The 17,914-nt window shown below is 56.9% G+C and carries 18 protein-coding genes; 10 read left to right on the forward strand and 8 right to left on the reverse strand.

Annotated features, from left to right (window positions below; all coding sequences use genetic code 11):
* Nucleotides 1-6: 6 nt before the first annotated feature.
* The 3 genes from RSK20926_RS21260 to RSK20926_RS21270 form a co-directional block, all read right to left on the reverse strand.
* Entirely contained in the window at nucleotides 7-1,209 is a 1,203-nt protein-coding gene (locus tag RSK20926_RS21260; protein WP_008209932.1) for a branched-chain amino acid ABC transporter permease, read from the reverse strand.
* Nucleotides 1,210-1,213: 4 nt separating this feature from the next.
* Complete coding sequence (locus RSK20926_RS21265; protein ID WP_008209933.1) at nucleotides 1,214-2,236, reverse strand: branched-chain amino acid ABC transporter permease; 1,023 nt, start codon at nucleotides 2,234-2,236, stop codon at nucleotides 1,214-1,216.
* Nucleotides 2,237-2,391: 155 nt separating this feature from the next.
* Nucleotides 2,392-3,738 (reverse strand): substrate-binding protein, encoded by a 1,347-nt coding sequence (locus tag RSK20926_RS21270; RefSeq protein WP_008209934.1) that lies wholly within the window; start codon nucleotides 3,736-3,738, stop codon nucleotides 2,392-2,394.
* 232 nt (nucleotides 3,739-3,970) lie between these two features.
* On the opposite strand from RSK20926_RS21270, the gene RSK20926_RS21275 reads away from it, so the two are divergent.
* The 5 genes from RSK20926_RS21275 (at nucleotide 3,971) to RSK20926_RS21295 (ending at nucleotide 10,322) form a co-directional block, all read left to right on the forward strand.
* A complete protein-coding gene (locus RSK20926_RS21275; RefSeq protein ID WP_037256239.1) occupies nucleotides 3,971-5,266 on the forward strand; it encodes an XRE family transcriptional regulator in 1,296 nt (431 codons plus the stop codon).
* Between the two features lie 96 nt (nucleotides 5,267-5,362).
* The gene (locus RSK20926_RS21280; protein ID WP_037256241.1) at nucleotides 5,363-5,791 is read left to right on the forward strand and encodes a response regulator transcription factor; all 429 of its coding nucleotides are present in this window, start codon (nucleotides 5,363-5,365) and stop codon (nucleotides 5,789-5,791) included.
* Nucleotides 5,792-5,848: 57 nt separating this feature from the next.
* A complete protein-coding gene (locus RSK20926_RS21285) occupies nucleotides 5,849-6,190 on the forward strand; it encodes a hypothetical protein (RefSeq protein WP_050773146.1) in 342 nt (113 codons plus the stop codon).
* A complete protein-coding gene (locus RSK20926_RS21290; protein WP_008209940.1) occupies nucleotides 6,187-8,877 on the forward strand; it encodes an ATP-binding protein in 2,691 nt (896 codons plus the stop codon). Before RSK20926_RS21285 ends, RSK20926_RS21290 begins: the two co-directional genes overlap by 4 nt.
* A gap of 68 nt (nucleotides 8,878-8,945) precedes the next feature.
* The gene (locus tag RSK20926_RS21295) at nucleotides 8,946-10,322 is read left to right on the forward strand and encodes a flagellar motor switch protein FliM (RefSeq protein WP_008209941.1); all 1,377 of its coding nucleotides are present in this window, start codon (nucleotides 8,946-8,948) and stop codon (nucleotides 10,320-10,322) included.
* A gap of 237 nt (nucleotides 10,323-10,559) precedes the next feature.
* On the opposite strand, the gene RSK20926_RS21300 is transcribed toward RSK20926_RS21295, so the two are convergent.
* The 4 genes from RSK20926_RS21300 to RSK20926_RS21315 all read right to left on the reverse strand — a co-directional run bounded on the left by RSK20926_RS21300 (nucleotide 10,560) and on the right by RSK20926_RS21315 (nucleotide 12,791).
* Complete coding sequence (locus RSK20926_RS21300) at nucleotides 10,560-10,985, reverse strand: TIGR01244 family sulfur transferase (protein ID WP_008209942.1); 426 nt, start codon at nucleotides 10,983-10,985, stop codon at nucleotides 10,560-10,562.
* A 10-nt stretch (nucleotides 10,986-10,995) separates the two neighbouring features.
* Nucleotides 10,996-11,427 carry a DUF6691 family protein gene (locus tag RSK20926_RS21305; protein WP_037256264.1) on the reverse strand — a complete coding sequence of 144 codons (432 nt, stop codon included), beginning with the start codon at nucleotides 11,425-11,427 and terminating at the stop codon, nucleotides 10,996-10,998.
* Nucleotides 11,428-11,429: 2 nt separating this feature from the next.
* The gene (locus RSK20926_RS21310) at nucleotides 11,430-11,858 is read right to left on the reverse strand and encodes a YeeE/YedE family protein (RefSeq protein ID WP_008209944.1); all 429 of its coding nucleotides are present in this window, start codon (nucleotides 11,856-11,858) and stop codon (nucleotides 11,430-11,432) included.
* 69 nt (nucleotides 11,859-11,927) lie between these two features.
* Nucleotides 11,928-12,791 carry an MBL fold metallo-hydrolase gene (locus tag RSK20926_RS21315; protein ID WP_008209945.1) on the reverse strand — a complete coding sequence of 288 codons (864 nt, stop codon included), beginning with the start codon at nucleotides 12,789-12,791 and terminating at the stop codon, nucleotides 11,928-11,930.
* Between the two features lie 315 nt (nucleotides 12,792-13,106).
* On the opposite strand from RSK20926_RS21315, the gene RSK20926_RS21320 reads away from it, so the two are divergent.
* Nucleotides 13,107-13,322: a hypothetical protein gene (locus RSK20926_RS21320; protein ID WP_037256243.1), complete on the forward strand. Its 216-nt coding sequence runs from the start codon at nucleotides 13,107-13,109 to the stop codon at nucleotides 13,320-13,322.
* Nucleotides 13,323-13,541: 219 nt separating this feature from the next.
* Here the strand turns inward: RSK20926_RS21320 and RSK20926_RS21325 are convergent, their stop codons facing one another.
* Nucleotides 13,542-13,760, reverse strand: coding sequence for a hypothetical protein (locus RSK20926_RS21325; protein ID WP_008209948.1), 219 nt, complete (start codon nucleotides 13,758-13,760; stop codon nucleotides 13,542-13,544).
* Nucleotides 13,761-14,016: 256 nt separating this feature from the next.
* On the opposite strand from RSK20926_RS21325, the gene RSK20926_RS21330 reads away from it, so the two are divergent.
* From RSK20926_RS21330 to preA, 4 genes are all read left to right on the forward strand, one after another.
* Nucleotides 14,017-14,280 (forward strand): DUF2312 domain-containing protein, encoded by a 264-nt coding sequence (locus RSK20926_RS21330; protein WP_008209951.1) that lies wholly within the window; start codon nucleotides 14,017-14,019, stop codon nucleotides 14,278-14,280.
* Nucleotides 14,281-14,445: 165 nt separating this feature from the next.
* Nucleotides 14,446-14,844: a RidA family protein gene (locus RSK20926_RS21335; protein ID WP_037256266.1), complete on the forward strand. Its 399-nt coding sequence runs from the start codon at nucleotides 14,446-14,448 to the stop codon at nucleotides 14,842-14,844.
* A 467-nt stretch (nucleotides 14,845-15,311) separates the two neighbouring features.
* The gene (locus RSK20926_RS21340) at nucleotides 15,312-16,646 is read left to right on the forward strand and encodes an NAD(P)-dependent oxidoreductase (protein WP_008209955.1); all 1,335 of its coding nucleotides are present in this window, start codon (nucleotides 15,312-15,314) and stop codon (nucleotides 16,644-16,646) included.
* A 56-nt stretch (nucleotides 16,647-16,702) separates the two neighbouring features.
* The coding region (preA, locus tag RSK20926_RS21345; RefSeq protein ID WP_008209956.1) for an NAD-dependent dihydropyrimidine dehydrogenase subunit PreA at nucleotides 16,703-17,914 on the forward strand (1,212 nt) is incomplete at its 3' end.

Raw genomic sequence — 17,914 nt, forward strand, 5'->3', positions numbered from 1 at the left:
GTCTCCTTATTCCGCAGGGTTGGTTTTGCCAGAGGCGGATTTCTCAGAGGACTTGCGCCCTTTGAACCAGCCCGCGATGCGCTGTCCGCCTTCGACCAGCCCGCCAGGCAGGAAGATCACAACCAGCATGAAGAGAATGCCAAGGGTCAGGTGCCAGCCTTTGCCGATGAAGGGGTGAATGACGAAGACCACAAAGTCTTCCATCCCGTCGGGCATAAAGCTGAACCAGCTGTGTAGCACGTTGTCATTGATCTTGGAGAAGATGTTCTCGAAGTATTTGATGAAGCCCGCGCCCAGTACTGGACCGATCAGGGTACCCGCACCGCCAAGGATGGTCATCAGAACAACTTCACCTGACGCGGTCCATTGCATTCGCTCGGCACCGGCCAGCGGATCCATCGAGGCCATCAGACCACCGGCCAGACCAGCATACATGCCAGAGATCACAAAGGCAGCCAGAGTATAGGGGCGAGAGTTGAGGCCGGTATAGTTCATCCGCTGCTGGTTCGATTTCACCGCGCGCAGCATCATGCCAAAGGGCGAGCGGAAAATGCGGATCGACAGATAGAAGGAGGCCAGCAGGATCAGCGCGCAGAGATAGTAGCCCGCGTTGAACTGGAAGGCCCAGGGGCCAACAGCCATCTCAAAGGTGGAGCGCATCTCCAGCCCAAAAAGATTGGTTACCGGGATCGATCCATCTGCGGTGGCAGAAACACCCAGAACTCGGGGGTCTTCCAGGGTCAGCTGCAGACCTGTCTCACCATTGGTGATCGGGGTCAGAACCGAATAGGCGAGGTTAAAGGACATCTGCGCGAAGGCCAGCGTCAGGATCGAGAAGTAGATGCCCGAGCGGCGCAAGGATACATAGCCGATCAGTAGGGCAAAGATCCCTGCAATCACGACCGAGAGCATAATGGCCGGGACCACGTTCATGCTCAGCAGTTTGAACATCCAGACCGCCGAATAGGACCCCACACCCAGGAAGGCCGCATGACCAAAGGAGAGGTAACCGGTGAGGCCAAAGAGGATGTTGAAGCCGATGGCAAAGATCCCGAAGATCACGAAGCGCTGCATCAGATCAGGATAGCCCGCGTTGAACTGCGCCAGGGCGCTGTCGGTGGGGAAGGGGTTCAGGATGAAGGGGGCGCAGAGCGTCAGAATGGCGACGATCATCAGCATGCGCATGTCTTTTTTCTCTAGTCCGAACATGTGCTTATTCCTCCATCACGCCTTTGCGGCCCATCAAGCCCCGTGGACGGGTGAGCAGAATGATAATTGCGACCACATAGATGATGATCTGGTCGATGCCGGGGATGATCGATTTGATTTCGTTCATCGAGGCAAAGCTCTCGAGAATGCCCAGCATGAAGCCGGCCAGAACCGCGCCGGGCAGCGAGCCCATGCCGCCGACAACCACCACCACAAAGCTGAGAACCAGGAAGTCCATACCCATGTGGTAATTGGGGGAGTTGATCGGGGTGTACATCACACCGGCCAGACCGGCGACAGCGGCAGCGATGCCGAACATGATGGTAAAGCGGCGGTCGATATTGATGCCCAGGAGCCCGACAGTCTCTCGGTCTGCCATGCCGGCACGGACAACCATGCCAAAGGTGGTGAACTGCAGGAAAGAGAAGATCGCGCCGATGATCAGGACTGAGAAGCAGAAGTAGACGATGCGCCAGACTGGATAAACGATATCCATGCCAAAGACGGCTCCGACATTTGCAACACCGCTCAGCGCCTCGGGGGAGGGGGTCTGGATCGGGTTGGCGCCGTAGAAATACTTGATCACTTCCTGCAGGACGATAGCGAGGCCAAAGGTCACCAGGATCTGGTCGGCATGGGCGCGCTTGTAGAAATGCTTGATCAACCCGCGTTCCATGATGAAACCGATGGCGATCATGATCGGAATGGCAAAGAGAATGGCCAGCGGAACGGCCCAATCTATGATGGCTCCGCCCATTTCCGGCCCGAACCAGCTTTCCACATAGGGGGTTTTCACTTTCAGAGGATTGCCGAGGAAATCCTTCTGTGTTTCGTCGATGACCTCATAGCTGAGGTTCAGAATGCGCTGCAATGTGACCGCGCAGAAGGCGCCGATCATAAAGAGCGCGCCATGGGCGAAGTTCACAACGCCAAGCGTGCCGAAAATCAGCGTCAGCCCCAGCGCGATCAGCGCATAGGCAGAGCCTTTGTCCAGCCCGTTAAAGATTTGCAATAGGATTGCGTCCATTGTCCCCACCCTTGGGTTCTTCGATGTGGAAGTGGTGGATTCCGGCTGTCAGGAGCCATCTCGCGCCTTTGCCAGCCCCGTTTGGGCGGCCTGCCGGAAAGTCTATTCAGTACCGGGCGCGTGATGCGCCCGGTATGGGTCATTGACCCTAGCGATTAGGCGCCTGGGTTGCAGCTGCCCAGGTTGCCGCCGGCAAACATTGGGTGGTCAGGTGCATAGGTGACCTGTGCTGCTGGGGTAACCTCGACAACTTCCAGAAGGTCGAACTCGGAGGTCGGGTTCTCTTTCCCGCGTACAACCAGAACGTCCTTGAAGCACTGGTGGTCTTCGGCACGGTAAAGTGTCTTGCCGTTGCCCAGACCGTCGAACTCAAAGCCTTCCAGCGCTTCGGCCACACCACAGGGGTTGAAGGTGCCTGCGCGCTCAACCGCATCCGCATAAAGCAGGGTCTGGCAGTAAACCGTATGGGCCGCCTGGCTGGGCGGGAAGCCATATTTGGTGCCAAAGCTGCGCACGAAGGAGGTGGAGGCCTCATCCTGCAGCGACCAGTGCCAGTTGGTGGAGCCGTGAATGCCCTTCACGTTGGCGCCCGCACCCTTGGCCATCAGGCGGGAGTACAGCGGTACGACGATTTCGAAGTTCTTGCCGTTCACAACCTTTTCACGCAGGCCAAACTGCACAGCGTTGGTCAGGGAGTTCACCATGTTGCCGCCGTAGTGGTTCAGAACCAGCACATCGGCGCCAGAGTTCAGAACGGGCGCAATATAGGACGAGAAATCCGTGGCGGCCAGCGGGGTGCGGACCTTGTTTACGGTGTTCCAGCCCAGAGATTCGGTTGCAGCAGCAATCGACTCTTCCTGCGTCCAGCCCCAGGTGTAGTCTGCGGTCAGGTGATAGGCGTTACGATCGGTGCCATAGAGGTTCTTCAGAACCGGCGCCAAAGCGGCCCCTGACATGTAGCCGTTAAAGAAGTGACGGAAGCCATTGGCTTTCTTGTCTTTACCGGTGGTGTCATTGGAATGGGTCAGGCCAGCCATAAAGATGACGCCTGCCTCTTGGCAGAGACCCTGTACCGCGATGGCCACACCGGAAGAAGAACCGCCGGTGATCATCACCGCGCCGTCTTTTTCGATCATGGATTTCGCGGACGCGCGGGCTGCATCTGATTTGGTCTGGGTGTCGCCGGTAACAAACTCAACCTTCTTGCCCAGGATACCGTTGCCCTTGAGGGCTTTGGACGAGAAGGTGTTCATCATTCCGCCATCGCCGCCACCGTTCAGGTGTTCAACCGCCAGCTCATAAGCGCGCAGTTCGTCTGCACCCTCATCCGCATAGGGGCCGGTCTGGGGTACGTTGAAACCCAGGGTGACAGAAGAGCCGGTCGGCTCGTTGGTATAGGCGGCTGCCGAAGAGGCAGTGAAAATCGTCGGAAGCGCGACTCCTGCACCTGCGAGAGCACCGGATTTTAGGACTCCGCGGCGCGAGACATCTGACTTGGACATGTAATCCTCCCTTGAATGTATAACGAGGCGCAGCTCCTCACTTCTGCGCGACGTCTGCACGATTTGTGCAAAATCAGTATGGGAGGCACTTGTAAAACCACGCAATAAAACCCTTGAATTCATCAACTATTCTGTAAATAAATGAACAGATCGTTACAGGGTTTTGTAAATTAGCTTATATTGCGTTGCAGAAAGCCCTTGAAATCGAAAGGTTTTGACTAAGGGGTTTGGAATGGGGCGCGACACATTAACAGGTAGCCGGATCAGGGAGCGCCGGATGATCCTTGGGTTGCGCCAGGCTGAACTGGCGCGAAAGACCGGGATTTCGGCCTCCTACCTCAATCTGATCGAACACAACCGGCGCAGAATCGGTGGCAAACTTCTGGTTGATCTGGCGCAGGTTCTGGGTGTCGAACCCTCGATGTTGTCCGAAGGAGCCGAGGCCGCATTGGTTGCCTCTCTGCGCGAGGCTGCCGCCGAAAGTGGGACGCCGATGGCGGAACTCGATCGGGTAGAGGAATTCGCAGGCCGCTTTCCCGGCTGGGCCGAAGTGCTGGCTGGCGGGTATCAGAGGATTGCGCGACTTGAACGCACCGTAGAGGTGCTTTCAGACCGGCTAACCCATGACCCACATCTGGCGGCCTCGTTGCATGAGGTTCTGTCAACGGCGGCCGCGATCCGCTCCACCGCGTCAATTCTGGCCGAGCCAGGGGAGTTGGAACAGGAATGGCGGGATAGGTTTCACAAGAACCTCAATGAAGATTCATTGCGTTTGGCAGAAGGAAGCCGGGCGCTGGTGAGCTTTCTCGATGAAAGCGGTGGAGTGGAAAACCGGCGCGGTGTGCCCCAGGAGGAGGCGGAAGAGTTCTTCCTTTCACATGGGTTCCACTTCGCAGAACTGGAAGATGGGGGTACGCCAGAGGCCTTGGTAAAGGGAGCTGCGCATCTGGTCAGTGATGCTTCTCGCCGTATCGCTCTGGCCGCTTTGCAGCAATACCAGCAGGATGCCCGCGCATTGCCATTGGAAGCGGTAGAAGCGGCGCTACAGGAGGGGGGGCTGGATCCAGCAGCTCTGGCGGCGCGGTTTGATTGCTCTTTGCCACAGGTGCTGCGTCGATTGGCGACACTGCCGCCCTCAATCTTGGGGCAGGAAAGCGGCCTGGTGGTCTGTGATGCCTCTGGTTCGATCCTGTTTCGCAAACCACTGGAAGGCCTGGCGCTGCCACGCTTTGGTGCCTCATGTCCGCTTTGGCCGCTCTATGGTGCCTTGCAGCAGCCGGGGGTTCCGATCCGGCGTGCTGTTCTGCAACAAGGGCGCAATCTTCAGGGGTTTGATTGCTACGCTGTGGCATGGAATCATGCGGCGCCATCCTTTGAGACCACGCCACTTTTCCACGCCGTCATGTTGGTGTTGCCACTGCGCGAGGTGCCGGAAGGAGCCTATCCAGTTGGGGCGAGTTGCCGCATCTGCCCAGCCAGGGCTTGTTCCGCACGACGTGAGCCTTCGATATTGAAGGAAGAGTTTTGACACCGGCACCGTGCGGGGGCTAGTTTAGATCCATATTGAGAACGCGGGCACCGATACGAAACCCAGGGTGAACCGCGCTTGGAGGAAATTCTGCCGATGAGCAGACATGTAGTTCTGATCGAGGATGAGCCCAATATCGCTGAAGCCATCCGGTTTCTGCTGATCCGCGATGGTTGGAGTGTCGATGCTCATGGAGATGGTAGTGATGCTGTCGAAGTCATTGCGGCGGCGCGTCCCGATTTGGTGATCCTGGACCTTATGTTGCCCGGTAAAAGCGGGCTGGAAGTCATACAGGAGCTGAGGGCCCTGGGAGATATGCAGGATTTGCCTGTGCTTATGCTGACCGCACGGGGACAGCTGAAAGACCGGGAAATGGCAGAACGTGCCGGTGTGACCCGCTTTATGACCAAACCCTTCTCCAATGCCGAGGTATTGACCGCCGTACGCGATTTGCATGCGCAGGCGCATCAGCAGGCTGTTGAGGCCGGTAAGCTGGAAAACGGCGTAGAATCAGCCAAGTCATGACAGGGCATATACCTGAATGCAGATGGTACCCAGCCGCACAGCCCGGCAGGTGGATCCATGCGCAGTGATGGTGCAGGCCCCCCAGTGGAACCTCGCCCGGACGAACCGCAGGGCGCATTTGTAGAGCGGCGGACCTACCGGCGTCGGCGCCTTATGGATGCTGCGCGCTTGCTGCCAATTCTGGGCGCACTCTTGCTGGCGGTGCCTCTGTTGTGGCCCAATCCCGATCCTTACCCAGCACCAGATAGCCATGGCGGGATGCCGCTCTCATCGGCCATTGCCTATATCTTTGTGGTCTGGGGAGGGCTGATCTTTGCCAGTTTTCTGTTTGGCTTGGCGGTGCAGCGCTGGGCAGGGCACTGGACTAAGGGGGCCAGTGGCGAAGAGGGTAGGAAATGAGCTCCCTCAACCTTCTGGCACTGGTCTGCCTCGGCTATGTGGCCCTGTTGTTCTTTGTCGCCTTTCTGGCAGATCGATATGCGAGCCGTGGCAAGAGTGCGAAATGGATGCGCTCGCCTTTGATCTATACCCTGTCCCTTTCGATTTATTGTACCGCTTGGACCTTTTACGGCGCGGTTGGCTATGCTGCCCGCTCGGGGTTGGAGTTCCTGACGATCTACCTGGGGCCCTCCCTGGTCATGGTGGGCTGGTGGTGGGGGCTGCGCAAACTGGTGCGGGTCGGGCGCAGTCAACGCGTGACCTCTATCGCCGACCTCCTGTCTGCGCGGTATGGTAAATCCAATGCCTTGGCGATCGGGGTGACCCTACTCGCCGTGATCGGCATTACCCCCTATATCTCTCTGCAGCTGCAATCCATCACCCTGTCCTTTGCAGCCTTTGCAGAGGCGGATCTGCCAAGGGACTATCAGGATACCAAAACCGTCTTCTGGGTAGCGGCGGGCCTTGCGGTCTTTGCCATCCTCTTTGGGACACGCAACCTCAACGCCAATGAACGTCACCACGGTGTGGTCACCGCAGTTGCGCTAGAGGCGATTGTAAAGCTCCTTGCCCTGCTGGCTGTTGGTATATTTGTGGTCTGGGGAATTGCCGGTGGGGTGGGCGAAACCCTGATGCGGATCGATGCTTCGCGGATTGGAGATTGGCGAGTAGACGGGGGACGTTGGGCAACCATCACCTTTTTGGCGGCCGCCGCCTTTGTCTGTCTGCCTCGCATGTTTCAAGTCATGGTGGTCGAAAATGAGGATGAGCGGCACTTGCGCACCGCGGCCTGGGCTTTTCCGTTTTATCTGATGCTGATTTCGATCTTTGTGGTGCCGATCGCGGTGATCGGGTTGGAGCTGATGCCCCAAGGAGCCAATCCGGACCTCTTTGTCTTGACCGTGCCATTGTCGCAGGGGCAGCAGGGGCTTGCCATGCTCTCCTTTTTGGGCGGATTTTCTTCGGCAACCTCCATGGTGATCGTCGCAGCCATGGCCTTGTCGACAATGGTCTCAAACCATATCGTCATGCCCATATGGCTAAGCTTGCAAGGGGCAGGGGCCTCTGTGTCCGGTGATGTGAGGACTGTTATCCTCCTGTCGCGCCGCATTTCCATCGCAGCCATCATGGCGCTGGGCTATTTCTACTTTACCATGTCCGGAGGCGGAGCAGCACTTGCGGCCATTGGTTTGATCTCATTTGCCGGTATTGCGCAGATGTTGCCTGCTCTTGTTGGCGGGCTATTCTGGCGCGGGGCGACCCGCAGTGGGGCCTTGGCAGGGCTGACCACGGGATTTGCGCTCTGGGTTTATACCATGCTGCTGCCGGCCCTGGGCGGCGGGGTGTTGCCGGATCAGATCCTGGCAGATGGGCTCTTTGGGCTGTCCTGGCTGCGCCCACATGCGCTTTTTGGCATCGAGGGGATGGATTCCACTGTCCATGCGGTTCTTTGGTCCATGAGCCTCAATGCCGGGGTGTTCTGCCTGGTTTCGCTGATCACTTTCCCAAGTCCGATCGAGCGCCTGCAGGGGGCGCAGTTCGTGCATGTCTTTGATCACTCCGCCGGGCCACGGGGCTGGACCGGGTCCATTGCCCAGAGCGAGGATCTGATGGTGATGACCCAGCGCATTCTCGGAGCCACCGAGGCGCAGGCCTTTTTCCAGCGCGAACAAGCGCGACAGGGCGGGCGGGGCACCCTGCCAGAACCAACGCCTGAATTCCTAGAACGGCTGGAGCGAGAGCTTGGGGCCTCCATCGGTGCTGCCGCTGCCCATGCGATGATTGGCCAGATCGTTGGGGGATCTTCGGTTTCGGTTCAGGATTTGATGGCCGTTGCGGATGAAACCGCTCAGATGCTGGAGCATTCCAGCCAGTTGGAAAAGCAATCGGCAGAACTTTCCAGAACAGCGCGGAAACTGCGGGAAACCAATGAGAAGCTGACACAAATCTCTGAGCAGAAGGATGCCTTCCTCAGTCAGGTCAGCCATGAGCTGCGCACGCCCATGACCTCTATCCGGGCTTTTTCGGAGATCTTGCGTGACGATGCGGAACTGCCACCAGAGGACAAAAGCCGCTATGCCGGGATCATCCATGATGAAGCGCTGCGTCTGACACGTCTTTTGAATGATCTTCTGGATCTGAGTGTGCTGGAAAGTGGTCAGGTGCATCTCAACCTGGGATCTGGGAATCTTATGGATGTTCTCGACCATGCGGTCTCCACCGCTTTGGCGGGGAACGGGCGGACACTGAAGGTTCTGCGCGATGTTCAGAACGAAGATCTGATGATCTTCTCCGATCTCGATCGGCTGTCGCAGGTTTTCATCAATCTGATTGCCAATGCGCAGAAGTACTGCGATGCGGAAGTTCCTACATTGAGGATCTCGGTCAGCGAAGGTCAGAAGGAATTCTTCATCCAGTTCAGCGACAATGGCAGTGGTATTCCAGCAGAATTTCAGCAGTTGATTTTTGAGAAATTTTCCCGCGTTAGTCCGGAACGTGCCGGCGGAGCAGGGCTTGGCCTCGCCATCTGTCGCGAGATCATGCAGCGCCTTGACGGGGATGTTTTTTATCAACCTGGCGTCGAGGGGTGCTGCTTCTGTATTTCTTTGCCGAAACCTCGGAAAATTGCTGGTGTCGCGGCCATTTAAAGATCTTGGTAACCAACGGCCGGTAAGACATTGGAAAAGGGAGCGCGCAAAGTGCAGGTTGATGACTAATGTCTGAAGCGGAAACAGATCAGGCCGGGGGCAGCAAGATTAGTGGGCTGGCCCGCAAACTGGCTGTGTCTAAAGAAGGGAAAGGGGCTTCGAATGGCTCGTTTACCCTCAAGGTTCTGCGCCGCTCTTTTGCGCGCGCGGCCTCAGAGCTTTGCGACCTGCCTCTTGCGGTTCTTGCGGGACGTCAATCAAACCGCGCGCCTGAAGAACTCTCTGATCTTCTTTCCGACCAGCATCTGTTGATTGTCCTAGATGGCCCGGACGGGCGTGTTGGTGCAGCCACCATGGATGCGGCCCTGGTCACAGCCTTGATCCAGAAGCAGACCATTGGTCAGATCATGGGGAAAGCGCCTTCAGAGCGGAATTACACCCCAACAGATGCGGCGATGACCGCAGGCTTTCTTGAATTGTCCTTTGAAAAAGTGCTGGGTCTTTTGGATGGTCAGGCCGACCAGACACTTTTTAAAGGCTATCGATTTGGGGCTCAGATCGACAGTGTGCGTAACCTCGTACTTGGGTTGGAGGCCGAAGATTACAGGTTGATTTCTATGACCGTGGATATCGCTCTTGGCACGATGCAGGGCAGCATCAACCTTCTCCTGCCCGAACCAACGCCAGAGGAACTGGGCCTCGCTGGGGCGGCTGCAGGGCCTTCACTTGGGAGCAGCATGGGCAATCTTCGCGCGGAACTCTCCGCGGTTCTTTGCAAAATGCGCCTGCCTCTGAATGAATTGTCGAACTTGAAACCGGGGGATGTGATCCCCCTGGAGCAAGCCTTTCTCTATGAGACGGATCTGATCAGCATTGGTGGTCAATCGATTGCGCAGGGCAAACTGGGTCAAATGAACGGTTCGCGCGCGGTGCGTTTGAACGAAAGCCAGACCAAACTGGTGCAGGATGTCGGTGGCGGTGCCTTTGCTGATGGTGTGAACGGCGATGCACCCGCGCTCCCTGCGATGGATGATGGTCCAACCCTTGATCTAGGTATTGCGGCTCAGGGTCTGCAAGATCCGCTGGATGACGGCATGGGCATGCCCGCTATGGATATGGGCGGGCTAGGCGGCGATCTGGGAGGTGACCTAGGTGGTGATTTGGGCGGTGATCTAGGGGGCGACTTGGGTGGTGGCCTTGGTGGAGATCTCGGCGGCGATCTTGGCGCGGATCTCGGTGCCGACCTTGGCATGGGTCTTGGCGGTGACCTAGGTGGGGATCTGGGTGGCGGCTTGCCACTGGATGGCGCTCCTATGGGAGAGCTTCCAGCGCTTGGCGACGGCTTGGGTGATCTTGGAGCAACTGCACTGGATGGCGGCGATGCGCTGGATCAGTTCAATCCAGATGATGCCGCAGCGGAAATAAGTAAGCTTGCTGGTCTGTAACTGCGCCTGATCTGCAGGCCCTGTTACTCGCAAAATTGCTCCTTTTATAGAAGCAGTATTCTTCGGCACAACCGGCGGCCTGCGAGTTGTGAAATCGGCAGGGTTGCCAATCAGATCCTGGGCAGATGGGGTTTGTCTGGCTTTCCCTAGCAGACGAAAAAACTGCCGAAATATCATAACCAGCGAAGCCCGAGAGGGAACGGGCCTCGCTCTTGGTCATGGGGCAATGGCCTGTTTTTACTGCGACGCGATGGCTTCCAGTGTCGGGCGCAGCCCATCAAGCTGATAGCCAGCTGCACTGGTTTTGGTGAGAATCTCATCAACAGACAGTTCACTGGCCATGCCTAGCGACCAAACCACCGAGCAGCGTGTCCCAGATGCGCAATAGGCCAAAACTGGGCCCTCACATTCCTCATAAAACCGGCGCTGGAGCGCGACATTTTCTGGTGTCATTGTTTGATGTGTCAGGGGCAACTCTTTGAAAGTAAGCCCGGATTCCTCGACAGCCACGCGAATGGCTGCAGCCTGGTGGCTAGGCGGCACTTCGGCATCAGGACGGTTGCAAATCACCGTCTTGAAGCCAGCTTCGACAATGGCAGGCAAGTCTTCAACCGAGATCTGCGGTGAGACGGCGTAGCGGGGGGTGATCTCTTTAGCATCCATGACAATCCCTTTAAACGCTTGTCGCGATCCGGTCTAGTTTCTCGCCAGCCTTGGGTGCAATTAGCATGCCAGCCAGCATTGCGGCCAGGAACACCAACCCACCTGTCCCACCATAGCTGAGGGAGGCAATCGCCGGCCCCGGGCAAAGCCCGGCGAGCCCCCAGCCCATGCCAAAGAGAACCGAACCGGTGATCAGGCGATGATCCATTTCGGGGGCAGGTGGGGTGGGGAAATTTCCACCAACCAGCGGCCGCGTTTTGCGGCTTAGCTGCCAGGCCAGCGCCATCGGTATGATCGCTCCGCCCATGACAAAGGCCAGCGTTGGATCCCAGTTGCCAAAGACATCCAACCAGCCCTGCACCTTGGTCGTGTCGGTCATGCCTGAGAGGAAAAGCCCGCTCCCAAAGAGCGCACCTGAGAGCAAAGAGAGGAACAGGCGCATCATCAGATCAATCCTAGGCCATGGCGCAAAATGGCCAGGGTCAGGCCCCCGGCCAGTATGTAGAAAACGGTTGCGACGAGGCCGCGCAGAGACAGGCGTGAGATCCCGCAAACCCCATGACCAGAGGTGCAGCCATTGGCGATACGCGTCCCCATCCCGACGAGGACACCGGCGCCAGCCACCAACCAGAGATTGGGGGTCAGATGCGTTTCCACAGGGGTTTGCGTGACCAGCAAAAACAGCAATGGGGCACCAAAAAGACCCAGCAGAAATACCAGGCGCTCGGCCAGGTTCCCTTTGCCACTGCCATCAACCAGGCCGCCAATGATCCCGCTGGCGCCCATGATCCGACCATTGCCAAGCAAAAAGACCGCACCAGCCAAACCAATAAAGCCCCCTCCAACGAGGCCCCAGATCCAATCTGTTTCCATTGTTCGCGTTTCCTTAGGTTTGTTTTCGCCTCTGGGGACACGTGCCAGCACCCATGTCACAAGAGGCGCTTAGAGCTTGTTGACAGGAAGTTTGAGGAAGACATCCCCCTTGGCATCGGGCTCTGGCATCTGTCCTGCGCGCATATTGACCTGCAGCGAAGGCAGGATCAGGCGTGGCATGCCCAGTGTTGCATCGCGCGCATCCCGCATAGAGGTAAACTCCTCAATGCTCTTGCCCTGTCCGATGTGGACATTCAGCGCTTTTTGTTCCCCAACCGTGGTCTCCCAGGCATAGTCATTGCGTCCCGGTGCCTTGTAGTCATGTCCGACATAGATGCGGGTTTCATTTGGCAGGGTCAGAATGCGCTGGATCGACTGATAAAGATCAGAAGAGGAGCCGCCGGGGAAGTCGCAGCGGGCGGTGCCAAAATCGGGCATGAACAGGGTGTCACCCACAAAGGCCGCATCACCAATAACATAGGTGAGACAGGCGGGTGTGTGGCCCGGTGTATGCAGGACCTTGCCCTGCATCTGTCCGATCATGAAACTGTCGCCATCCTTGAAAAGTGCATCAAACTGGCTGCCATCACGCTGAAAGGCCGTGCCTTCGTTGAAGACCTTGCCAAAGGTCTCTTGGATCACGGTGATCTGTTCGCCAATGCCGATTTTGCCGCCCAGCTGCTCTTGCAGGTAGGGCGCGGCAGAGAGGTGATCCGCATGGACATGGCTCTCCAGGATCCAGACGCATTGCAGGCCCTGTGCACGAACCCAATTGGCGATCTCATCCGCTGAACTGGTATCGGTTCGCCCAGAGGCGTGGTCAAAATCCAGCACGGAATCGATGATTGCACAGTTTCCCCCTTCAGGTTCACTGACAACATAAGAAACTGTGTTGGTGGCTTCATCAAAGAAGGCTTTGACCTTTGGCTGCATCTGTGGCGCTCCATTCCCTTTCCGAACAACATATACAAAGGAATGAATGTGTTTCAAGACCCGCGATACGGAGATCGTATCGGCGGCGGCTTGAACAGGGGAGGTCTTTCCTCTGGCAGTTGTAAATTGACCTGTCTCAAGGCGCTATGCAGTCAGATCGCTTAGCTTTTGTGCAGGCGTTGCATTTGGTCCAGAACTCATGAGATTTTTTGATAATTTACTGAGCTAGGCCTGCAAGGCGGCGCTAATTTGGGTCCAGTTTACAATGGTGTTGCAATGGTCTGGCAACACAGTGCCGGAAAGGGAGGTGTCAGGATGACACATCCAGAACTTATGCTGCAGGCAGAAACCATCGCGGATCAGATCCAGAAGGAACGGGGCGATGCGCGTCTCAACTTTTTGGGAGAGTTTTCGCGGGCGATCCAGGCGTTGAAATGCAACGGTGCCAAAGTGCCTGCACGGCTTAGGCAGCTGGAGGCCGAGCTCTGCGAAGAGATGGCAGAGGCGCAGTTTGACAATGTGCCTGTCTAAGAGAATTCTACCAGGGCAATAGACGGCGCATTGGCGACCTTGGTGCTTAGAAAGCTTTTGGTTGGGGCGCCTGTGGGTGCCTCTGACAAAGGCCTTGCCGGTTGCTATGGCTCGATGCTAGCCGACTTCTCCAGATTTTTTGCCCACAAGCCTTGCTGTGGTGCATTCTAGGTCGGCGTCATGCCCGCTCGACGCTGCGGTGGGGGCATTCTCGCGGCTCTAGCCGAGGAAAATACCAACCATCACCAGCATCAGGCCCAGCACAGAAAGCAATAGCGCGCCAAGATTGTAGGGGAGAACAGCCTGCACAGCAGCGCGCAGCTCTTCATCTTGCAGATTTTGGCGCCGCGCTTTTGCGACGCGAACAATACACCAGATCAGGCCCAAGAGCCCGGCAGTAGAAAGTGCAGCGCCAGCCCAGACAAGCATTTCGAACATTGGTCAGGATCCTTTTGATTGCCCGCTCTGCGACTAACGGAAGCGGGGAGCCGCGACAAGTGCTCCTGCGGAAATCGCCCTAGGCAGGTGCATTGAATATCCCCCCTGGCCAAAATCAGCTTCTTGGCTCCACCCAGCATGAGACATCTTGCGGCGGACCGGGGCAGCGGCTATCCCCTTGAGCCAAGTTTCAAGGCGAAAGCGTCGGGTCCGCTCCCGGCGGCAAAGAGCCAAATCAGAGCAGTAGGAGCCGGACATGGACATGACTGAAGACGAGAAAAGTGAAAACTACCGCGTAACAGCAGGCGAATTGCGCCAGTTCATTGAGCGGTTCGAGCGTTTGGACGCTGAAAAGAAAGATATTGCGGAGCAGCAAAAGGAAGTCATGGCCGAGGCCAAAGGGCGCGGATATGACACTAAGGTGATCCGAAAGCTGATTTCTCTTCGCAAACGGGACAAGGACGATATCGCCGAGGAAGAGGCGGTTCTGGAAATGTACAAGGAAGCGCTGGGTATGTGATTTGCCCCAATCTGCGATGCAAGCCGCGTAGCCCCAGTGGATACGCGGCTTTTCTTTTGCTGACAGGTGGATATTTTATGGCTTAAAATTTTAAGCTTGAAATAAATTTCTCACTGACCGATATTGGCAAAAATCAAGCATCACAGTCTGAGCAAGGAGCACAACATGCCCGCAATTTCCGTGCATCCCGAAGGGTGGAAACCTGCCAAGGGCTATGCCAATGGCATGATTGCCGAGGGCAGGCAGCTCTTTGTGGGGGGGCAGATCGGGTGGAACGCCGATCAGGTTTTTGAAGTGCATGACTTTATCGGTCAGATGAGCCAAGCTCTGCGCAACATTCTGGATGTGGTCGAAACCGCCGGCGGCTCTGCCGCAGATATCACGCGGTTGACCTGGTTTGTCACCGACAAGGCCGAGTATCTGACCCACCAGGCGGAAGTCGGACGGGCCTATCGAGAGGTGATGGGCTATCACTTTCCGGCAATGACCATGGTTGTGGTGGCTGGATTGGTCGAGGATGAGGCCAAAGTCGAGATTGAGGCAACTGCCGTCTTGCCAAAATAGGCTGAGCCCCAGGGGCTCTTTGACTGAGACTTTTCTGCGAACCGCCCACTGTCGAGTGGGCGTTTTTTTTGCCTCTTGGTTTGGCTACCTTCCCTGAGCCTTCACAGCAGATACAAGAACGAGTTTTCGGCAATGGATAGGTCTGTTGAAGGAGTGCGAATCTGTACCGGTCGCCGTGCTTTTTAGCTGGGAAACTGGTTGATTGCCTGGTGTCGTGTTGGAAAAATGGGCACGCCAGACCGGCTGAGTTCAGCATTTGTGCAGTCTCGAAAGACGGCCTATGTCCATGGTTCGCATTCGTCGTGATGAGGCTGTTCTGCTTTTTTGTGAGTTAAATCAACATGTAGTGAGGTGATATTTCGGTGGGGTTTGATTTTTTTGCGGCCTTCAAAAATTTTACCAGTTGATAAAAAAATAAACTGTGGCAGTCTGGGTGAGCAAAATAAACAAAGTCAGGGAGACACCCAATGGCGAGTAGCCATCAGGCATCCGGTATCCAGGCAGGGCGTTTGGCCGCTCCTGAGATCGCCGAAAACTTCGGGGACCTGCATCCCGCCTATGACCCGCATGAGGCCGCTGTTGCGGCGGACCGTTGCTATTTCTGTTTCGATGCACCCTGCATGACAGCCTGTCCAACCAGCATCGATATCCCGCAGTTCATTCGCGAGATTCAGGCAGGGCATCCGGCCTCTGCGGCCAAGACAATTCTGGAGCAGAATATTTTGGGCGGTATGTGCGCGCGGGTTTGCCCGACAGAGACGCTCTGTGAGGAGGCCTGTGTGCGCGAAGCTGCTGAGGGCAAGCCAGTGGAGATTGGCCGCCTGCAGCGCTACGCAACCGATATTCTGATGGAACGCGGAGAGCATCCGTTCAGACGCGCTGAAAGCACCGGCAAACGGGTTGCTGTAGCCGGGGCGGGGCCCGCTGGCCTCTCTGCGGCGCATCGTCTGGCCATGCTGGGCCATGACGTGGTGGTCTATGATGCCAAATCCAAGGCAGGTGGCCTAAACGAGTTCGGCATTGCCGCCTATAAATCCACCAATGATTTTGCCGCCCGCGAGGTGCAGTGGCTGCTGCAGATCGGCGGCATCACCATGGAGTATGGCAAAAAGCTGGGGGCCGAGCTTTCCCTGGAAGGGCTGGCAGCGGATTATGACGCGGTCTTCCTGTCAATCGGGCTGGCGGGCGTGAATGCGCTGCGGGCTTCGGGTGAGGATAAGGATGGTGTGCGTGACGCGGTCGATTTCATCGAAGAACTGCGTCAGGCTGGGGATCTGAGCGCACTTCCTGTGGGCCGCAATGTTGTGGTCATCGGTGGTGGCATGACCGCGGTGGATGCCGCGGTGCAGTCGAAACTGCTGGGCGCAGAGAATGTCACTATTGCCTACCGCCGAGGGCGCGAAGACATGGGCGCCAGCCGGTTCGAACAAGATCTTGCGGCTTCAAAAGGCGTGAAGTTGATGTTCAACGTCATGCCCAAGGCCGTGCATGGCAATGGCGCCGCTGCCGAGATCGAGCTGGAATATACCGAAGTTTCCGAAGGCAAGGTTTCCGGCACCGGGGAAGTCACACGGGTTGCGGCGGATCAGGTCTTTAAGGCGATTGGTCAGGCGCTGGAGGGCCAGCCCGCTTGTCTGGAACTGGAAGGTCGCAAGATCAAGGTTTCTGAAAGCGGTCGCACCTCAATGGCTGGGGTCTGGGCCGGTGGCGATTGTGCCAGCGGTGGTGAGGACCTCACGGTGACCGCTGTGGCTGAGGGTCGCGATGCGGCGATGGATATTCACTCCAGCCTGATGGGCTGAGCCAGCTTTGGCGCCAGGGCAACTGGCGCCGAGCTAGCCTTAAGAGGAGAGATCAAATGGCTGATCTAACAACAGAATTTCTGGGTATTAAATCCCCAAACCCATTTTGGCTGGCCTCCGCGCCTCCAACCGACAAAGAGTATAACGTGCGCCGCGCCTTTGAAGCGGGCTGGGGCGGTGTTGTCTGGAAAACACTCGGTTCCGAAGGTCCGCCGGTGGTCAATGTCAATGGCCCTCGCTATGGGGCGATTTTTGGGGCGGACCGTCGTTTGCTGGGGCTCAACAATATCGAGCTGATCACCGATCGCTCGCTTGAGACCAACCTGGAAGAGATTACCCGCGTCAAAAAGGACTATCCGGATCGTGCGGTTATCGTTTCCATCATGGTTCCCTGCGAAGAGGAAGCCTGGAAAGCGATCCTGCCCAAGGTTGAAGCGACCGGCGCCGATGGGATTGAGCTGAACTTTGGTTGTCCGCACGGAATGGCGGAACGCGGTATGGGGTCGGCCGTGGGGCAGGTGCCAGAGTATATCCAGATGGTCACAGAGTGGTGCAAGAAATACTACTCCAAGCCGGTGATCGTGAAACTGACGCCCAATATCACCGATGTGCGCTTCCCTGCGCGAGCGGCTAAGGCTGGTGGTGGTGATGCGGTGAGCCTGATAAATACCATCAACTCCATCGTTTCGGTTGATCTGGACAGCATGGCACCTGAGCCTACTGTTGGTGGCAAGGGAACCCATGGTGGCTATTGTGGCCCGGCGGTAAAGCCGATCGCCCTCAATATGGTGGCAGAGATTGCCCGTTGCCCGCAGACCCATGGCCTGCCAATCTCGGCCATCGGTGGCGTGACCACCTGGAAGGATGCTGCAGAATTCATGGTCATGGGGGCTGGCAATGTGCAGGTCTGCACCGCCGCAATGACCTATGGTTTCAATGTTGTGAAAGAGATGATTTCGGGGCTCTCCAACTGGATGGATGAGAAGGGCTATACCTCTACGCAGGATTTCATTGGGCAGGCTGTGCCGAATGTGACCGACTGGCAGTATCTGGATCTGAATTTTGTGGCCAAGGCCAAGATCAATCAGGATGACTGCATCAAATGCGGTCGTTGCTTTGCCGCCTGCGAAGATACCTCTCACCAGGCGATCGAGATGAGTGAAGATCGTGTCTTTACTGTGAAAGACGACGAATGCGTGGCCTGTAATCTCTGCGTTAATGTTTGCCCGATTGAAGGTTGTATCACAATGGAAGAGGTGCCTGCGGGC

The sequence above is a fragment of the Roseobacter sp. SK209-2-6 genome (assembly GCF_000169455.1).
Classification (GTDB): Bacteria; Pseudomonadota; Alphaproteobacteria; order Rhodobacterales; family Rhodobacteraceae; genus Pseudophaeobacter.